The sequence below is a fragment of the Nostoc sp. DSM 114160 genome (assembly GCF_053470305.1).
In genome coordinates, this window is the sequence record NZ_JBPFGO010000001.1 from 979,310 (window position 1) to 995,732 (window position 16,423).

The window sequence follows — 16,423 nt, forward strand, 5'->3', positions numbered from 1 at the left end:
CGACACAATCGCATTGCTGGCCAATAAACTAACTAATTACCTGGACAGGATATCACTCAATACTGTTTGGTCAAGGCAAGAGACGCGATGAATCGCCTTTGTAGAGACGGCGATTTATCGCGTCTTTGACGAGCAATAATTTTCATCAAAAAACCTTAACCGAACCGTATTGGGACATCATATCAAGTCCGGCTAATTAGTTATGATTTCCGAATCTATGCAAAAACCCAAAAACCCTTCTCCTCTGCCCCTCGGTCACTGAGCGTAGCCGAAGTGCTGCCCCCCTGCCCCTCTGCTGCCTTAATGATAAGTCTTTGACCGGACATGATATCACTGATGATTAAGTTGTTGGTTTGGATGTTCTTGATTTGTTACGGGTGATGCTGCTGTCTCCACACTTTTTTCTTGAGCTTGTATTTCCAGTAGTTGGGGAATTGTCACAAATCTATAGCCTTGGGCTTTTAAACCTGCGATCATTTCTGGTAAAGCCTTGACAGATTTGGAACGGTTGCCACCCCCATCGTGCAACAGTACAATTGCACCGGGTTTTGCATATTTCAGCACATTTTTAACCAGCCCTGGAACTTGAGGCGAATGACGTTCAGCATCTCCCGATTGTTCTGACCACATCATGACAGCGTATTTCTCGTTTTTGGCATATTCGGCTAGCCCATTGTTCAGAAAACCCCCAGGAGGACGAAATAGAGTAGTTTTCTCTCCAGTAGTCTTGTAGATAATTTCTGCTGTACGATCGATTTCACTAGCCGCAGTAGCTAAGTCCATGTGGCGATACCAATGATGCCATGTGTGATTACCAATTATGTGACCATCAGCAGCCACTTGCTTGGCAACTTGAGGAAAATATTTCACCATTTCCCCGATCATGAAGAATGTGGCTTTTATATCATTTTTCTTCAAGATTTCTAAAATCTGTGCCGTATTTTTGGGGCTGGGGCCATCATCAAAAGTTAGGGCAATAACTTTCTCATTCGGTTTTAGTTTCCCTTGATATACGATTGCTCCCTGAAATGCCTTTGGCAGTTCATTTATCTGGTCTGTGACTGGATTTATATTCTGTGCATCTGCACTCATCAGCTTGTTGTGACTCGCTTTAGCATTCTCGCTTTTTGGCTTGAGAATTCCCAACAAATGCTCAAATCCGCTTGTGGTTAAAAGCAAGCTGATACCTAAACTACTAGCACTAGTAACCAATGTAACAAATATTATTTTCAGTAATAAAGATAATTTACGACTAGACACATTAAATCTCCTCAAATATTAGTTATTGGGGATTGGTTTCTCCCTGATGTTCCCATACGTTATATCATGTCCGCGTGATTACTTATTAAACTGGAATTACCCGGACTTGATATTATTTCTAGGCTGTTGTAATTAATATATCTACTGCTGAAAGAAAAAAGAAAACAATAAAATACCTTGAAACATTCCAGCTAAAGGATGTCTCAATTTTGTTAGTACTAATTTGCTACCCTTGTTACACTGAATAAAATAATACTCAGTAAATTTAGCTGACCAGTAGAGCCAGCAATGATAGCAGTATAACCGTAACCTGGAGAAATGCTAGGTAATCGTTATATCATGTCCGGATAATCGCTTACGATAAAAGTAGTGAGTGCGAAGATGAGTAATATCATGTCCGGTTAATTAGTTATAATTCCTGTAATCTATGCAGAAACGGGAAAACCCTCTTTCCCGCAGCTAAGAAGTTCCCAGCAAGAACTGTGGTCTTAATTATAAGTCTTTCACCGGACACGATATTAGTTAAGGGCGCATAGCTAGCTGTAAGCCCATACTTCACGCAACTGAAAACATGTATAATTCAGTAGCGCCGAAAGCCAATACAGCGATTCTACGAACAGTGTTGTTTATCGATTGATGTATGCTAATTACTGGCAACAATGAAGAGATGTTGGCTAGATGTCAAATCGAAGGGCAAATTTGCTTGGACTTTTAACTGAAGCGAGAACGTTGTTGACGACGTTGTTTGTGCCTAGCAATTGCTTTACGCTTCTCTTTTTCTATCGGCGTCTCAAAGTGACGCTTTTTTCTCATATCTTGGAAAATTCCTGCTTTAGAAACTTCCCGTTTAAATCTTCTCAAGGCTGATTCAATACCTTCATTCTCTCCTAGAACTACTTGTGTCATTCTCATTCCTCCTTAATATGGATGAATAGTTCAAGACTAGATACCAAATAAAATATTCCAGCAGAATGGAGCCTTTGGCTTTATCTGCTGGAGACTCTAAATGTGAAATTTTCAGGAATTGACTTAGTAGCGATTATTGTTGCGGCGGGCATTATTACCGCCACCCCAGCTACCGCGAGAGGAGTTGCTTCTTTCCTCACGGGGTTTAGCTTTGTTCACTTTCAAATCACGTCCCATCCACTCAGCACCATCAAGTGCATCAATGGCAGCTTGTTCTTGTGTGTCTGATTCCATTTCCACAAAAGCGAACCCACGCGGCCGGCCTGTTTCCCGATCTGTGGGTAGTTGAACACGGTTTACTGTTCCGTATTCTGCAAAAGCCTGCTTTAGGTCCTCTTCTGTAACCTGATAGGACAGGTTTCCGACGTAAATTGACATAGAAATCTCCGAATTCAGGGAGTGTAGAGAGTTAAATTCGGAGAGACGGTTTTTAGAAATCAAAACGAGTTACTCAACCGAAAATAATCTTTATGTCCATGAGTGTAGCACAGCATTCAGTCTTTGAATATTGTCTGATAGTGAATTTTATTCACAAATCAAACCTTTAAAGACGGTTTGCAGACTTTCTAAAGACTGGCTTTTTTTGCTTGTACTATATCAAGTTACACTTTTAATCGGAAATCGTAATTAACTCGCGATCGCCTAGATATTTAGTGTTTTCAAAATTAACCTGTGGACTAAGAGGTAAAGATTATTATTGGTAATAGGATTAATCATACCACGATCGACAGTCTTAAAAGCAAATTAAAGCAAATTAAAAAATATTCATCATCCAGTATCCCGTTAGCTATGGTCAAACTGCGCTAAGATACCTTCTGCTTTTTTACATAGTAATTCGTGATATTCACCATTACTAGCTAGCAAACCTCCCCATTGATTGATATCACCAGTGTTATACTGCAACGGCGTGCCATCGAAGTGAGTAAACTGACCACCGGCTTCTGTTAAAATCAATTCTGGAGCGGCTATATCCCAGTCTTTGGGCGCAGACTTGCCGGAAAGGGAAATGTAGATATCTGCCTGTTGCTCAACAATGGTGGCGATTTTGCAGCCTACACTACCCACAGATTTCTGATTTTGACAGGGTAAATTTTGTAGCAGGCGATCTAACCGTTGGTTGCGGTGAGAGCGACTAACGACTAAGGTTAAATCTTCAATTTGTTTACCTGAAGACACTTGTATAGGAACAGATTCGTTACGGGTTTCTACAAATGTACCCCCGCCTTTGGTAGCGTAATATAACTTATGAGCCTCTGGTATTACTACCACTGCCAACACTGGGCGTGTTTCTTTGACTAAAGCAATGTGAACTGCATAGTCGCCAGTTTTTTCGATAAAATCTCGCGTGCCATCCAAAGGGTCAATTATCCATACCCAAGGGGCAGAAGCCTGTCTACCACTACTTGACGATTGATAAGTTTCTTCGCTGATGTAAGCAAAATCTTCGTTACCCAAAGTTGCTTGTAGCCTCTGTAAAATGTATTGACTCACAGCGACATCGGCAACAGTGACAGGCTCATTCTGCTTATATTGGACTTCTAAATTAGGGTCTTTTGCTGTGCCGTGGTAATACGATCGCAGTATATCTGCTGCGCCCCAACCTACCTCACGAGCGATCGCTAATATTTCTTGTAAATCTTTCATTAATTTGGCCTATTTAAAAATATGTATAACGTTGATTAGGGGCGCACAGCGATACTTAGTCTAACTAATTACAAATTACGAATTACGAATTATCTTAAATCCATCCAACGCCGAGTACCAAAAAATTTACAGGAATCAGCAGCAATATTAGCTGCCAGTGTCAGTGCATCAGTAAAGCTTTCCCTTAAAATATAATGACAGAAAGCACCGTGGAAAATATCTCCAGCCCCTAACGTATCAACTGCTTGAATCTGCGGCACATTTACGATACCAGTTTTAGTGCCACTCAAGTATTCAATTGGTTCTTGTCCGTGAGTAATGGCGATGTGAGGAATATCAAATCCACTGAGATAGCTAAAAACATCTTCTCCAGTCTGGCAGTTGGGGGGATAAAAATTAGCTGAACAGATAGCATAATCTACAAACGGTAGAATTTGCTCAAATCCAGGCTTCCAACTACCACCATCGATCGCTACTGGGATATTATTGGCTTTAGCCATTTGAGCTATGGAATCACCAACCGCCATCTGATGTCCATCAATCAGTATGATATCGACATTCTGCAAAATATCTGGCGGAATAGATGCGTTGCTAGCTTGAGTTTTCACAGCATTGATCGAAACCACAGCGCGTTCACCTGTGGCTTGAGTGACAATAATCGAAGATACAGGCGGTACTAAATCAGTGCTAGGCTCAAGGTCTGCGATCGCAACTTTGTAATTTGCCAAATCATCTCGAATTAGCTGCGTCATTGGGTGAGAACCCACTACACCTAAGACTGTAGCCTGATTTCCTAAATAATTGAAAGTTACAGCCGCGTTTGTTGCTGGGCCCCCTGCCGCTACAGTATAGTCAGTAGCGACAATCTTCTGATTATTCTTAGGGGCTGAGTCAGCAAGGTAAATCAAATCTAAAGTTACTAAACCTACAAATAATCCACGATTCATCTGCTGTTTCGTTCAAAATTCAATTCTGATTCTGGCTCACTTTGACTCCTTTCGACTTCGCTCAAGGCAAGTCGCTCAGTGACCCTCCTGGCTCCTGAATTCTTTCTTGGTAAATGGATATGGCTCTTGGCGACTGACAACTTCGATTACTGTCTTTAACCAATCAATATAAGTCTCTTCTCTTCGGATTATCAACTCCAGCACCAGCCTTTGCATCACCTGGTTGCGGTTGGCAGATTCATCACCGATTGATGGCAAATCAATGGTTTCACATTCAGCCAGCTTTTTGCTTCGAGCCGCTAATTGTTGCTCCAGTAGATCAATGATGGTTTCATTCGACAACTGATCTGCAAAATGCAACTGGACGAGTAAAGGTTCTCTGATAGTCGGTAAGGGCTGATGAATCCCTAGCCATCGCCTAAATTCCGCTTTCCCTAGCTCCGTCACACTGTAGACTTTGCGGTTGGGGCGATCGTGTTGAATCTCAATGTTACAGGTAATCCAGCCTTGCTCAACTAGCTTATCGAGAGTTCTGTAAATTTGTGCCTGATCTGCTGGCCATAAATGGGCAATGCATTGATCGAAGCAGCTCGTTTTGAGGTCGTAGCCCGTCATTTCTTGCTGCTGAAGAAGACCTAAAATTACATTTGCTAGCGACATGAAGATGGTTTTCCCATAATTGATATTTTCTCGCTCGGTTCTACACTGTGTACTTCTTATAATTTTATGCTAATATATGATTAATCAGATATAAGACATAACGGTTATAAAAAGATATGCTCATTATAATGCTTCTTAGCAAGGAAACCAAATAGATAAAAAACTTCATTCACCAGGGCATGGGGAAGAACAAGGGAATAGGTTACAGGGTACAGATCCCTATCGCCTGTATTTCTGGATCGACATCTAAACCTAAATCAAAGCAAGGTTAAAGGTTACAGGGTACAGATCGCGATCGCCTGTTACCTGTCACCTCTTCCCCAATCCCAATGCCCAATTCTCAATGCTTAGAAATTACTTAAGCCATTGAAGACTATTGTAACGAGAGGATAAGTAACATTGACTTCTAACACACTTACAGAAAGAATACGTCAGCATCAATATCTGCGCGATTTACGAAACAAATTACTCCACCTTCACAAGATGTTGCTGGAGACAGAACGCATTGCCTACGAACAGATTAGTGGACGAGTATCAAGTGGAGAACTTCTTCAGCTAGTCATAGCTCACGAACAATTTGCTTGGCTACATCGCATTTCTGAGATGGTTGTGCAAGTTGATGAAATGCTCCAAGCAGATGAACCGATATTGCTGGAAGATTTCCAAAAATTGATTGCTGATGTCCGTACACTCATTGTACCGTTAGAGACGGGTAATACCTTCGAGAGAAAGTATTACAACGCTCTCCAGCGCGAACCTGGTGCTGTGTTGGCACACGCGGAGATATCCAGATTTCTCACGTCTAAGGTTTGATTGCTAATTTACCCAAACAGTGCTGAGTACAAAAGTAAGAATCGTACTCAGCACTTGGGCACTCATCAACCAACTGCCACCAAAGGCTGAGGTATTTCAGCTTTATGCCATATCGATTGTCCCCTGTCACGTCGATTAATGACTAACGATCCATTTGCACCAGTTATCGGACAACAGCAAGCTATAGAGTTACTCACTCAGGCTGTCAGACAAAACCGGGTTTCTCCAGCCTACTTATTTGTGGGGCCAGATGGTGTAGGCAGGAGTTTAGCAGCCAGATGCTTTGTGGAATTGCTATTTTCTAATGGGATGGGAGTTACTGCATCTTTACAAAACCGTTTGCGTCAGGGCAACCATCCAGCTTTATTGTGGGTGGAACCAACGTACCAATACCAGGGACAACGATTAACAACAGCAGAAGCAGCCGAAAAAGGACTCAAGCGTAAAGCCCCTCCTATAATTCGACTAGAGCAAATTCGGGAAATTACCGAGTTTTTAAGTCGTCCCCCTTTAGAAGCGCCGAGAAATGTGGTAGTGCTAGAAGAAGCGCAAACAATGGCTGAAGCCGCAGCCAATGCTTTACTTAAAACCTTAGAAGAACCGGGACAGGCGACATTAATTTTAATTGCACCGACACTTGAATCTGTGTTGCCGACTTTGGTATCACGCTGTCAACGCATTCCTTTTTATCGCTTAAATGCACAGTCTTTAGCTGTTGTACTCACACAAACAGGTCATCAAGAAATTTTGTCAAATCAGGCAGTATTGAGCATAGCAGCTGGTAGTGCAGGAAGTGCGATCGCATCTTATGAGCAATTACAAGCTATTCCTGATAAATTACTTGAAGACTTGAAAAAAGCGCCTAAATCTTACCGCAACGCCTTAGAGTTAGCCAAGACAATTGATCGGGATTTAGATACAGAAGCACAACTGTGGTTAGTTGATTATCTTCAGCAATCTTACTGGCAGCAGTGGCATCAACCTAGTATCATTAACCAGTTAGAACAATCTCGAAAATACTTGCTTGCTTACGCTCAACCACGGCTAGTTTGGGAATGTCTGCTTTTATCTGTGTATCAAAAATCAAATTCTATTTCTTCTACTCATCGCTGAGTGCGATTGTATAGCAAGAGGCAGAAGGCAGAAGGCAGGAGGCAGAAGGTAGAACTATTACTATTCCTAGCATTTACGCTTGTCATTATGTCCTAACCTATGTGGCTACGGCTGTATTTCTATAGTTCCTCATCAAAGCCTCAGTACAATATTTAATTAATTCGTAGCAAAATAAATTAGGTAAAACTCTGCGTTCCTACCCTGCGGGAAGGCGTACCCCTACGGGGAAGCAAGCTACGCGTAGCGTCTCGTAGAGAAGCGCCTATGCGTTTACTTTGCGTCCCTCTGCGTTTCAAAATATTACAATGTCTTGTTCATTCTCTATCGTCAAGTTCATAGCGAGTGAAGGTATTGTAATAAAAGCGATTCCTGGATAAAACAAAAAGTTTATATGACCTCAGTTTCTCCTCACAAAAAAGCCAGAGCCTTAAAACCTACCAGCCGCCGCCCAGCCAAAGAACTCTGTAGCGAGTGCGGGCTATGCGATACATATTATATTCACTATGTCAAGGAAGCTTGCGCTTTTATTAATCAGCAAATAGGCGAACTTGAAGAAGAAACACACACGCGATCGCGCCATCTCGAAAACCCCGATGAACTATACTTTGGCGTTCATCAAGATATGATAGCGGCGAAGAAACAACAACCCATAGAAGGCGCACAATGGACGGGTATCGTGAGCAGCATTGCCATTGAAATGCTGAATCGCGGCTTAGTTGAAGGTGTAGTCTGCGTGCAAAACACCAAAGAAGACCGCTTCCAACCCATGCCCGTCATCGCCCGGACTCCAGAAGAAATACTAGCAGCACGAGTCAACAAACCAACACTTTCTCCGAACCTTTCCATATTAGAACAGGTGGAAAAATCGGGGATGAAGCGGCTGTTGGTAATTGGGGTTGGTTGCCAAATCCAGGCATTACGAGCCGTAGAAAAACAACTTGGTTTAGAAAAGCTGTATATTTTGGGTACGCCCTGCGTAGACAACGTTAACCGCGCCGGACTGCAAAAATTCTTAGAAACCACCAGTCGTTCGCCTCATACAGTTGTGCATTACGAATTTATGCAAGACTTTCGGGTTCACTTCAAACATGAAGATGGCTCATCAGAAACAGTGCCTTTCTTTGGCTTGAAGACTAACCAACTCAAAGATGTCTTTGCTCCATCCTGTATGAGTTGCTTTGATTACGTCAACTCCCTAGCCGACTTAGTTGTTGGTTACATGGGCGCACCCTTCGGCTGGCAATGGATTGTAGTTAGAAATGACACTGGTAAGGAAATGCTGGATTTAGTGAAAGACCAGTTAGACACTCAACCAGTAACGTCTAAAGGCAACCGGAAAGAAGCCGTACAACAAAGTATTCCCGCTTACGATAAAGGCGTTACCCTGCCGATGTGGGCAGCAAAACTGATGGGTGTGGTAATCGAAAAAATCGGCCCCAAGGGTCTAGAATACGCACGATTTTCCATTGATTCTCACTTTACTCGGAATTATTTGTATGTAAAGCGCAATCATCCAGAAAAATTGGAAGCGCACGTTCCAGAGTTTGCCAAGCGTATTGTTGGGCAATATAAATTACCAGAATAGAAGTGGGGCATTGGGCATTGAGAGGAGACAAGGTAGACAAAAAAGAGGGGGGAGATAAGGGAGAGACTTGTTCAATAATTCCCCCTTGTCCCCCTCATCTCCCTGCCCCCTGCCCCCTGCTCCCCTGCTCCCTTGCTCCCCTGCTTCCCACTCCGGCTCACTGCTGACTCAACTCGATAATATTCCCATCCGGGTCTTGAGTGAACAGGGCAGCGCGACCGGAAGCACTAGCTTGAATGGGATAATTCTGATTGAGGAATTCTTGTTTGGCGGCCTCTAAGTTAGCTACTGTGAAGGCAACGTGGGGATTACGTCCCCATTTTTCGTTTGGGTTTTCCGTGGGGACAGTGGTTGAAACTATCAGGTGAATTTGATAGTTACCGACTTGATACCATGCACCAGGGTAGCTTAGGGAACGATCGATTTTGGATAATCCCAATACTTTGCCATAAAAATGTTCAGAGCGTTCTAAGTCAGTCACAAGAATCGCTGTATGGAGACTTTGGGTAATCTGCATTGTCGGTAAGATGTTAGTAAGACGCGATCGCGTTTATTTAGATTTTGGCGTAGTTTGAACTCTTTTGAACGGTGAGGCAGGGGACTGGGGGCAGCGGAGCAGTTCTTGCTAGGGAGAATAATAAATAACTAATGACAAATGACAAATACTTCTCTACGAGAGGCTGCGCCAACGGCTTCGCTCAGTACAAGTGACAAATGACAAATACTTCGGCTTCGCTCAGTACAAGTGACAAATGACAAATGCCAAATACCATCACAAACTTAAAGGAAGTTGAACTGTAAACGTTGTCCAGCCCTGAGAACTGGTAACTTCAATCGTGCCTTGGAGATATTCTACTAACTTCTTAACCAATGTTAAACCTAATCCTGTGCCGCTTTCTTGCCAGCGTTCGCTTTCAGGAATCCGGTAAAACGGCTCAAAAATTCGAGATTGTTCTTTTTTCGGAATTATCACCCCAGAATTGCTAATTGTGATTTGAAAATAAGGAACTTGAAAATTATCTAATACATCAGATTTAGCATCCTCATCAAGCGGACTTTTTGTGATATAAATTAGCTGAACGTTTAACACAATCTGCCCATCAGGTGGAGTGTATTTACAAGCATTGTTGAGTAATTCTGAGATAATTTCAGTCAGGCTAGCCAAATCTGAAACTAAAGGTGGTAAATCTGGAGAAACACTAACTTGCAAAGACTGTTCTCTAGCTTGAGCGCGTTCTTGAAAATACTCGGCAACGTGAGGCAGCCAGTTTTGAAGTTGAATTGATGTTAATTCCAATGGATAGACATCTGCATCAATCATTCGTAGATGCAGTAAATTGTCTACCAAATCCAGTTCTTGTTCGCACTGTTCGCGCACAATACGTAAATAGCGGTCTACAGATTCAGGTGGGGGAAGTGTGTTTGAATTTAAGATACCCTGGCGATCGAGAATATTTTCTAGCACAGAGATTGCCATTTTGATGTTTGACAAAGGCGTTCGCATTTCATGAGAAGTGGTTGCCAGAAAATCCTCTTTTAATTGGTTCAGGCGTTGCAGTTCTGCCACTCTAACTTCTAGTTGTTGAGCGCGTTCAGCTGCGAGATTGCGTTCTTCGGTTAACCGTCTTTGCGTGTCATCCCGAAAAACAAATACGGCTCCGGTAATTACACCATTGTTATTTCTCAGGGGAGTAGCGCTATCAGCTATTGGTATAATTGTCCCGTTTCTAGCAACTAGTAGAACACCACTGCTTAAATATATAATAGTTTCTTGTTGGAGGGCTGCAATAATTGGATTTTCTATCGGCAACTGAGTTTGTTCATCAATGATTTTGATAACTTCAGTTAACGTCTTGTCTTTAGCTTCATTCCATTGCCACCCTGTTAAAGCTTCAGCTACCTGATTGATATATTTAATATTTAATTGAGTATCGACTACAATTACCCCATCGCCCATTCCTCGAAGTACAGAACTCAAAAATTGCTCGCGATCGTAGCGATTGAGTGCTGTTTGAATAGCAACGTAAAGTTCTTGCTCTTTAATGGGTTTAAGAATATACCCAAAGGGGGATGTCAGCGTTGCTCGCTCAACAGTACTTTTATCGGAGTGCCCAGTGACGTAGATAATTGGGATTTGCAAATGATGCCAAATTTGCTCTGATGCCTGGATACCATCTATTTCACCGCGTAATCTGATATCCATTAAAATCAAGTTTGGGCGTAATTCAGTTGCTTTTGCAATTGCCTCTTCGGCAGAATCGGCAATATCTAAAACAACATATCCTAAAGACTCTAAAGTTTCTTGTAAGTTGATAGCAAGGATATATTCATCTTCAACAACAAGGACTCGAACTGTTTCTTTTGTCTGCATGTTTGGTGAGAGGTCAATTATGTTCATATCCGGCTGTTTGTAAAAGTAATTTTGAACTCTGTTCCTTGTTGAGAGTCAATTTCAAGTTTTCCTCTTAGCTGCTTGACTAAACCTTGGACAAGTGTTATACCCAGTGTTTTAGTTTTCTTACTATCAAAGTTTTCAGGTAAGCCAACACCATTATCTCTAATAATGAGTGTCAAAGTAGATGCGGATTCTTGATAAAACTTAACCTCAATTTTGCCCCCACAATTGCCAATAAAAGCGTATTTTAAAGCATTAGAAACCAGTTCGTTGATAATTAAGCCACAAGGAATGGCTGTTTCGATGTCAAGGCTAGCATTATCAACTTGAATATGTAGTTGAATCTGGCTGGAACTGACATTATAGGAATCAAATAAATGAGTTGTTAAATCTGGAATGTATTGAGCGAAATCAATATCAGCGAGGTCTTCAGAACAATATAATTTTTCATGAACTAGGGCAATGGAAGCAATGCGGTTTTGGCTATCGCGCAAAATAGCTGTCACCACAGGATCTTGTGTTCGTCTGCATTGCATTTGCAGCAAACTGCTAACAATTCCTAAATTGTTCTTAACACGATGATGAATTTCTTTGAGTAATACTTCCTTTTCTTTTAGAGAGGCTTTGATTTTTTCTTCCGCTTGCTTTTGTTCGGTGATATCTTGTTGGATAGCCACAAGGACACTTCCATACTCAGGATGTTCAAAAACGGAAGCGGTAGCGCTACACCAGAATGGAGTGCCATCTTTTTTAATATTATGGACTTCATAAATTGCTTCGCGGTGTTCTAAAACAGCAGTTCTAATCGCCTGATTAACATCTTCAGGTGTATTGTTTTCATCACCATAGTTAACAATCGATACGTGCTGACCGATTAATTCACCAGATTCATAACCAAACATCTGCTCGAATTTAGGATTGGCGTAGACAAACACGCCATCTGTAGCACGAACTAAGCAAATCCCCTCCGCCATGTTGCGGGTAATGACTGCTTGCAACTCTAACATTTGTTCAGTGCGTTTGCGATCGCTGATTTCAACTACCACAATGCCTATGCTAATAGGTCGATCGGCTTCAGACTGAATTGGAAAATAGGAAGCTAGCCAAGTCCTGATTACACCTGGAAATTTTGGAGTTTCTCCACTGATTTCTAAATCTAAAATCGGTTCGCCCGTTGTTAAAACATGTCGAAAGAGTTGCTTTTGTTTTGGTGCTATATCAGGGACAATCTCCCACGGTGTCTTACCAATATGCTCTGCTGCGGGAATGCCATTAATTTCTGCTAATGCTTCATTAATCAATGAATAACGCAGTTCCCGATCGAGAATGGTTATCCCAACAGGTGCATTATTGATGAAGGTATCCAATAACTTTTGCTTGTGAGCTAGTTCTCGCTCTAGAATTTTGCGTTCTGTGATATCAATCGCTACCCTACCCACTAGCTTTTGTGCAGACAATCCGAGAATCGGGAATTTGTATACCAAGAACTCACCGAGGGAACCGTCTGGTCGAGGAGCAAATTCAATCACCTCAATTGCCTGATTTGTCTCTATGACTGTGCGAATGCGATCGAAATGCTGCCGAGCAATTTCATCTGGGTAGAGGTCAAAAATAGATTGCCCAATTACCTGTTCGGGTAGTAATTTAAATGTCCGCAGGTATGTTTGATTTAAGTAAAGTACACAGCCGTCTGTATCAGTGATGCAAGCTAGCACTGGGCTGTTGTTCATAAATGCCTGGAATCGGGCTTCACTTTCTTGCAAAGCTGCTTCTGCTTGCTTACGTTCACTGACATCAATAATTACCCCTAACATCCGTACAGGTTCGCCTGCTTCGTTGTAAGCAGCACGCCCTTTCCCCGTGAGCCAGCGAACCCTGCCATCGGGATAAATCACTCGATATTCAGCTTGAAAATTAATATGTTGTGCCAGTGCATTTGATACAGTCTGTTCAATTCCGTCAACATCCTCTGGATGCACGCGATCGCGCCATAATTGATAGCTGGCTGATATTTCTGGCTCTAAACCTAACAAACGAAAATGGTTGTCGTTCCAGATAACTTCACCTGTTTGAACATTCCAATCCCAAAGACCGATGTGATTAAATTCCAACGTTAGTCTCAGTTGTTCTTCACTTTTGGCTAAGGCTGCTTCGGCTTGTTTGTGTTCGCGTAGCGCGGCTTGTCGATCGCTGATATCCCGATGAGTACCAGTCATTCGCAGAGGATTACCATCTGCATCTCGCATCACAACCTTGCCGTAGTTGGCAATCCATTTGTATTCCCCTGACTTAGTGCAAAGCCGATAGTCAAATTTGTACGGTATTGAACTGTCCTTGAGGTGAGCTGCCAAGATTTTCTCCACCCAAGGTAGATCGTCTGGATGAACTAATCGCTGCCAAGTACTCAAATTCTGTGGGAGTTCATCAAAGCGGTATCCGAGCATTTCTAAATAGCCAGGGCTGTAATACACCTCTTTAGTCAAAATATGCCAGTCCCACAAAGCATCTCCAGAAGCCTCAAGGGCTAATTGTAGTCGTTCCTCGCTTTCTCGGAGAGCTATTTCTGCTCGTTGCTGCTCTTTTTCACCATACTTCCGGGCAGTAATATCCGTGATTCGTACCAGTTGCATCACAGTACCAGCGACTGTGATTTGCTTGGCGGCGATGTTTCCCCAAAAGGGTTTGCCCTGCTTAGTAATATATTCAACTTCTCGACTCCAAAACCCTTGCTGGTTAATTTCTTCCATAAAGATGGCGATCTCATCGGAAGTGAAGGGTTGTTTTTGTAGAGTATTACTGTCAATATTAATCAGTTCAACTTTACTAGAGGCTGCAAATAGCTCCACCGCTCGATCGTTACAGTCAGCGATCAGTAATGTTTCAACATCTACCAAAAAAAGTGCATCAGCGGATTCGTTATAAACAGCTTCTAGCAGGTCACGACTACGGATGATTTCTAACTCATTTTGTTTACGTTCTGTAATATCTATAACCGCTCCCAATAGCTTAACTGGTTGTCCTTGAGCGTCATAAGCTATCTCTGCTTTTGATTCAACGTAGCGCACCGAACCATCAGGTCGGATAATTCGATACTCAAGATTGAAAGGGGCTTGTTGAGCGTAGGCGTAGCCCGTTGTAGACATCATCTTTTCGAGTTGAGCCTCTATCCAGGCGCGATCGTCTGGATGAATTATTTGGAGAAGTTCCGTCTGGTCGGGTTCGCCTTGAGTGGGATTTAGACCAGAGATGCGAAAGGTTTCCATTGACCAGGAGCGCTTTTTCGTTTCTAAATTCAATTCCCAACTGCCTACATGGGCGATTTGTTGAGTAGTAGCTAGCAGTGCTTCACTTTGTTGGAGCTTTTCTTTAGCTTGTTTGAGTTCGGTAATATCTCGCCCTTCTGGAATCAACAAAACAATTTGACCTGTCTCATCTAAAAGCGGACGGAGTGAAAAATCGATTGTTGCTACCCGATTATTTGCACCAAGAACGTCAACTTCATAGCGAATAAACTCTCCTTGGGCTGCACGAGCGATCGCTTGTTTTAATTCTGCTTGAGTTTGCGGTGAAATTGTCCACCAGTGTGCTTCCCAAAAAGGGCGATTGATGACATCTTCTAGTTTCAGTCCGGCAAAACTTAGCGCCGTCTGGTTCGCTTCCAGTAAAATGCCAGCTGGCGTTAGCAGTCCGATGAACTGGAAAGTATTATTGAAGATGGCACGGAAACGGCGATCGCTTTGGTGCAATTTGGCAGTGCGCTCCTTTACTTTGGCTTCTAACTCGGTGTTGAGGGTTTGGAGATTGTGATAGAGTTCCGCTTGTTGGATAGCGATCGCTAGTTGCACCGTTATTTGCTTGAGCAATTCCACCTCAAATGTCTGCCATTGTCGCGGGGCAGAACATTGATGTGCGATAAATAGCCCCCAAAGTTCAACAGCTTGAGTCTCTTTGCTCTCCAACAAAATCGGGACAACTAAATTCGCCTTCACCTGAAACTGTTCCAAAAGTTGAATATGGCAATCACTTAAACTCGCTTCGTAGATGTTTGTCGCTGCCCAAATTTTTCCTCGGCGATATTCTCCCCCCTGATTTTCCTGAAAACAGGTATCTTCAATCTCCAGTCCGAAGATTGATGTCCATTGGGGTAATACTGACTCCGCTACAATGTTACCGCGCATTTGAGGCATAAATTGATACAGCAGTACTCGATCGGCGCTTAGTAACTTGCGGACTTCTTGAGCACTCGTGGCAAGGATATCTTGAAGTCTCAACGATTGGCGGATATTAAGAGCGATCGCACCTACTAACTTTTGTTGTTCTTGTTGTTGTTTTAGCTGCCGCATTAGCTGCATCTGCTCGATCGCCCCATGAACCGCTCGACGTAAATTATCAGAAGTCAGTTTTCCCTTGACTAGATAATCTTGCGCCCCACTCTTGATTGCTTGGACTGCGATCGTTTCGTCTCCCTGTCCCGTCAGTATAATTACTGAAATTATAATGTGAGAAGTTTGTCTCTGTAGCTGAGTGAGAAATTCCAGCCCGTCTAAATCTGGTAATCGATAGTCCAACAAAATCACATCTGGTATTTTCCCTTGACAAGCTTGTAGCGCCTGATTGCCAGACTCAAATTCGTAAATATCATAAGTGTAGCGATCGTCCCGCTTTAGGAAGCGTCGATACAAAGCTCTATCTTCAGCAGAGTCTTCTACAAAAAATACAGTTGTCATGTTGTCGGCCTCCTAAGACAGCTGTGGGAGTGGGGAGCAGGGGGCAGGGGGCAGGGGGCAGGGAGATGAGGGAGACAAGGGAGACAAGGGGGACAAGGGGGACAAGGGGGACAAGGGGGACAAGGGGGACAAGGGGGAATTATTGAACAAGTCTCTCCCTTATCTTCCTTGTCTACCTTGTCTCTTCTCAATGCCCAATACTTCGACTTCGCTCAGTACAAGTGCCCAATGCCCAATGCCCCTCTGCCTCTTGTGCCCCATACCCAATTCGATAAACCCTAAGTTAGCAAATTCGGACTTTTTCTCGATCGCA

The 16,423-nt window shown here is 42.8% G+C and carries 12 protein-coding genes; 3 read left to right on the forward strand and 9 right to left on the reverse strand.

The features are described 5' to 3' along the window. Positions 1-330: 330 nt before the first annotated feature. From NSTCB13_RS04630 to NSTCB13_RS04655, 6 genes are all read right to left on the reverse strand, one after another. Entirely contained in the window at positions 331-1,260 is a 930-nt protein-coding gene (locus tag NSTCB13_RS04630) for a polysaccharide deacetylase family protein (RefSeq protein ID WP_445628545.1), read from the reverse strand. 711 nt (positions 1,261-1,971) lie between these two features. Next, entirely contained in the window at positions 1,972-2,166 is a 195-nt protein-coding gene (rpsU, locus tag NSTCB13_RS04635) for a 30S ribosomal protein S21 (protein WP_292717212.1), read from the reverse strand. 123 nt (positions 2,167-2,289) lie between these two features. Beyond that, on the reverse strand, positions 2,290-2,604 hold the full coding sequence (locus tag NSTCB13_RS04640) for an RNA recognition motif domain-containing protein (RefSeq protein ID WP_194047264.1): 315 nt from the start codon (positions 2,602-2,604) through the stop codon (positions 2,290-2,292). A gap of 405 nt (positions 2,605-3,009) precedes the next feature. Further along, on the reverse strand, positions 3,010-3,870 hold the full coding sequence (locus NSTCB13_RS04645) for a 3'(2'),5'-bisphosphate nucleotidase CysQ family protein (protein WP_445628546.1): 861 nt from the start codon (positions 3,868-3,870) through the stop codon (positions 3,010-3,012). 89 nt (positions 3,871-3,959) lie between these two features. Continuing rightward, positions 3,960-4,817, reverse strand: a complete 858-nt coding sequence (locus NSTCB13_RS04650) for a sugar kinase (RefSeq protein ID WP_445628547.1) — start codon at positions 4,815-4,817, stop codon at positions 3,960-3,962. Between the two features lie 75 nt (positions 4,818-4,892). Then, a complete protein-coding gene (locus NSTCB13_RS04655) occupies positions 4,893-5,477 on the reverse strand; it encodes a PadR family transcriptional regulator (protein WP_448271505.1) in 585 nt (194 codons plus the stop codon). Between the two features lie 399 nt (positions 5,478-5,876). On the opposite strand from NSTCB13_RS04655, the gene NSTCB13_RS04660 reads away from it, so the two are divergent. The 3 genes from NSTCB13_RS04660 to NSTCB13_RS04670 all read left to right on the forward strand — a co-directional run bounded on the left by NSTCB13_RS04660 (position 5,877) and on the right by NSTCB13_RS04670 (position 8,988). After that, positions 5,877-6,290, forward strand: coding sequence for a hypothetical protein (locus tag NSTCB13_RS04660; RefSeq protein WP_445628548.1), 414 nt, complete (start codon positions 5,877-5,879; stop codon positions 6,288-6,290). 138 nt (positions 6,291-6,428) lie between these two features. Then, positions 6,429-7,403, forward strand: coding sequence for a DNA polymerase III subunit delta' (locus NSTCB13_RS04665; protein ID WP_448271506.1), 975 nt, complete (start codon positions 6,429-6,431; stop codon positions 7,401-7,403). A 391-nt stretch (positions 7,404-7,794) separates the two neighbouring features. Then, positions 7,795-8,988 (forward strand): Coenzyme F420 hydrogenase/dehydrogenase, beta subunit C-terminal domain, encoded by a 1,194-nt coding sequence (locus NSTCB13_RS04670; RefSeq protein ID WP_448271507.1) that lies wholly within the window; start codon positions 7,795-7,797, stop codon positions 8,986-8,988. A 157-nt stretch (positions 8,989-9,145) separates the two neighbouring features. Here the strand turns inward: NSTCB13_RS04670 and NSTCB13_RS04675 are convergent, their stop codons facing one another. From NSTCB13_RS04675 to NSTCB13_RS04685, 3 genes are all read right to left on the reverse strand, one after another. Beyond that, on the reverse strand, positions 9,146-9,505 hold the full coding sequence (locus NSTCB13_RS04675) for a VOC family protein (RefSeq protein ID WP_445628550.1): 360 nt from the start codon (positions 9,503-9,505) through the stop codon (positions 9,146-9,148). A gap of 255 nt (positions 9,506-9,760) precedes the next feature. After that, on the reverse strand, positions 9,761-11,359 hold the full coding sequence (locus tag NSTCB13_RS04680) for a response regulator (RefSeq protein WP_448271509.1): 1,599 nt from the start codon (positions 11,357-11,359) through the stop codon (positions 9,761-9,763). A 23-nt stretch (positions 11,360-11,382) separates the two neighbouring features. Further along, positions 11,383-16,110: a PAS domain S-box protein gene (locus NSTCB13_RS04685; protein ID WP_448271510.1), complete on the reverse strand. Its 4,728-nt coding sequence runs from the start codon at positions 16,108-16,110 to the stop codon at positions 11,383-11,385. Positions 16,111-16,423: the final 313 nt, after the last annotated feature.

What these genes read in the sequence shown, in the direction of transcription:
- rpsU (WP_292717212.1), bottom strand. Translation starts at nt 2,166, where the DNA reads ATGACACAAGTAGTTCTAGGAGAGAATGAAGGTATTGAATCAGCCTTG.
- NSTCB13_RS04640 (WP_194047264.1), bottom strand. Translation starts at nt 2,604, where the DNA reads ATGTCAATTTACGTCGGAAACCTGTCCTATCAGGTTACAGAAGAGGAC.
- NSTCB13_RS04645 (WP_445628546.1), bottom strand. Translation starts at nt 3,870, where the DNA reads ATGAAAGATTTACAAGAAATATTAGCGATCGCTCGTGAGGTAGGTTGG.
- NSTCB13_RS04650 (WP_445628547.1), bottom strand. Translation starts at nt 4,817, where the DNA reads ATGAATCGTGGATTATTTGTAGGTTTAGTAACTTTAGATTTGATTTAC.
- NSTCB13_RS04655 (WP_448271505.1), bottom strand. Translation starts at nt 5,477, where the DNA reads ATGTCGCTAGCAAATGTAATTTTAGGTCTTCTTCAGCAGCAAGAAATG.
- NSTCB13_RS04665 (WP_448271506.1), top strand. Translation starts at nt 6,429, where the DNA reads ATGACTAACGATCCATTTGCACCAGTTATCGGACAACAGCAAGCTATA.
- NSTCB13_RS04670 (WP_448271507.1), top strand. Translation starts at nt 7,795, where the DNA reads ATGACCTCAGTTTCTCCTCACAAAAAAGCCAGAGCCTTAAAACCTACC.
- NSTCB13_RS04675 (WP_445628550.1), bottom strand. Translation starts at nt 9,505, where the DNA reads ATGCAGATTACCCAAAGTCTCCATACAGCGATTCTTGTGACTGACTTA.
- NSTCB13_RS04680 (WP_448271509.1), bottom strand. Translation starts at nt 11,359, where the DNA reads ATGCAGACAAAAGAAACAGTTCGAGTCCTTGTTGTTGAAGATGAATAT.
- NSTCB13_RS04685 (WP_448271510.1), bottom strand. Translation starts at nt 16,110, where the DNA reads ATGACAACTGTATTTTTTGTAGAAGACTCTGCTGAAGATAGAGCTTTG.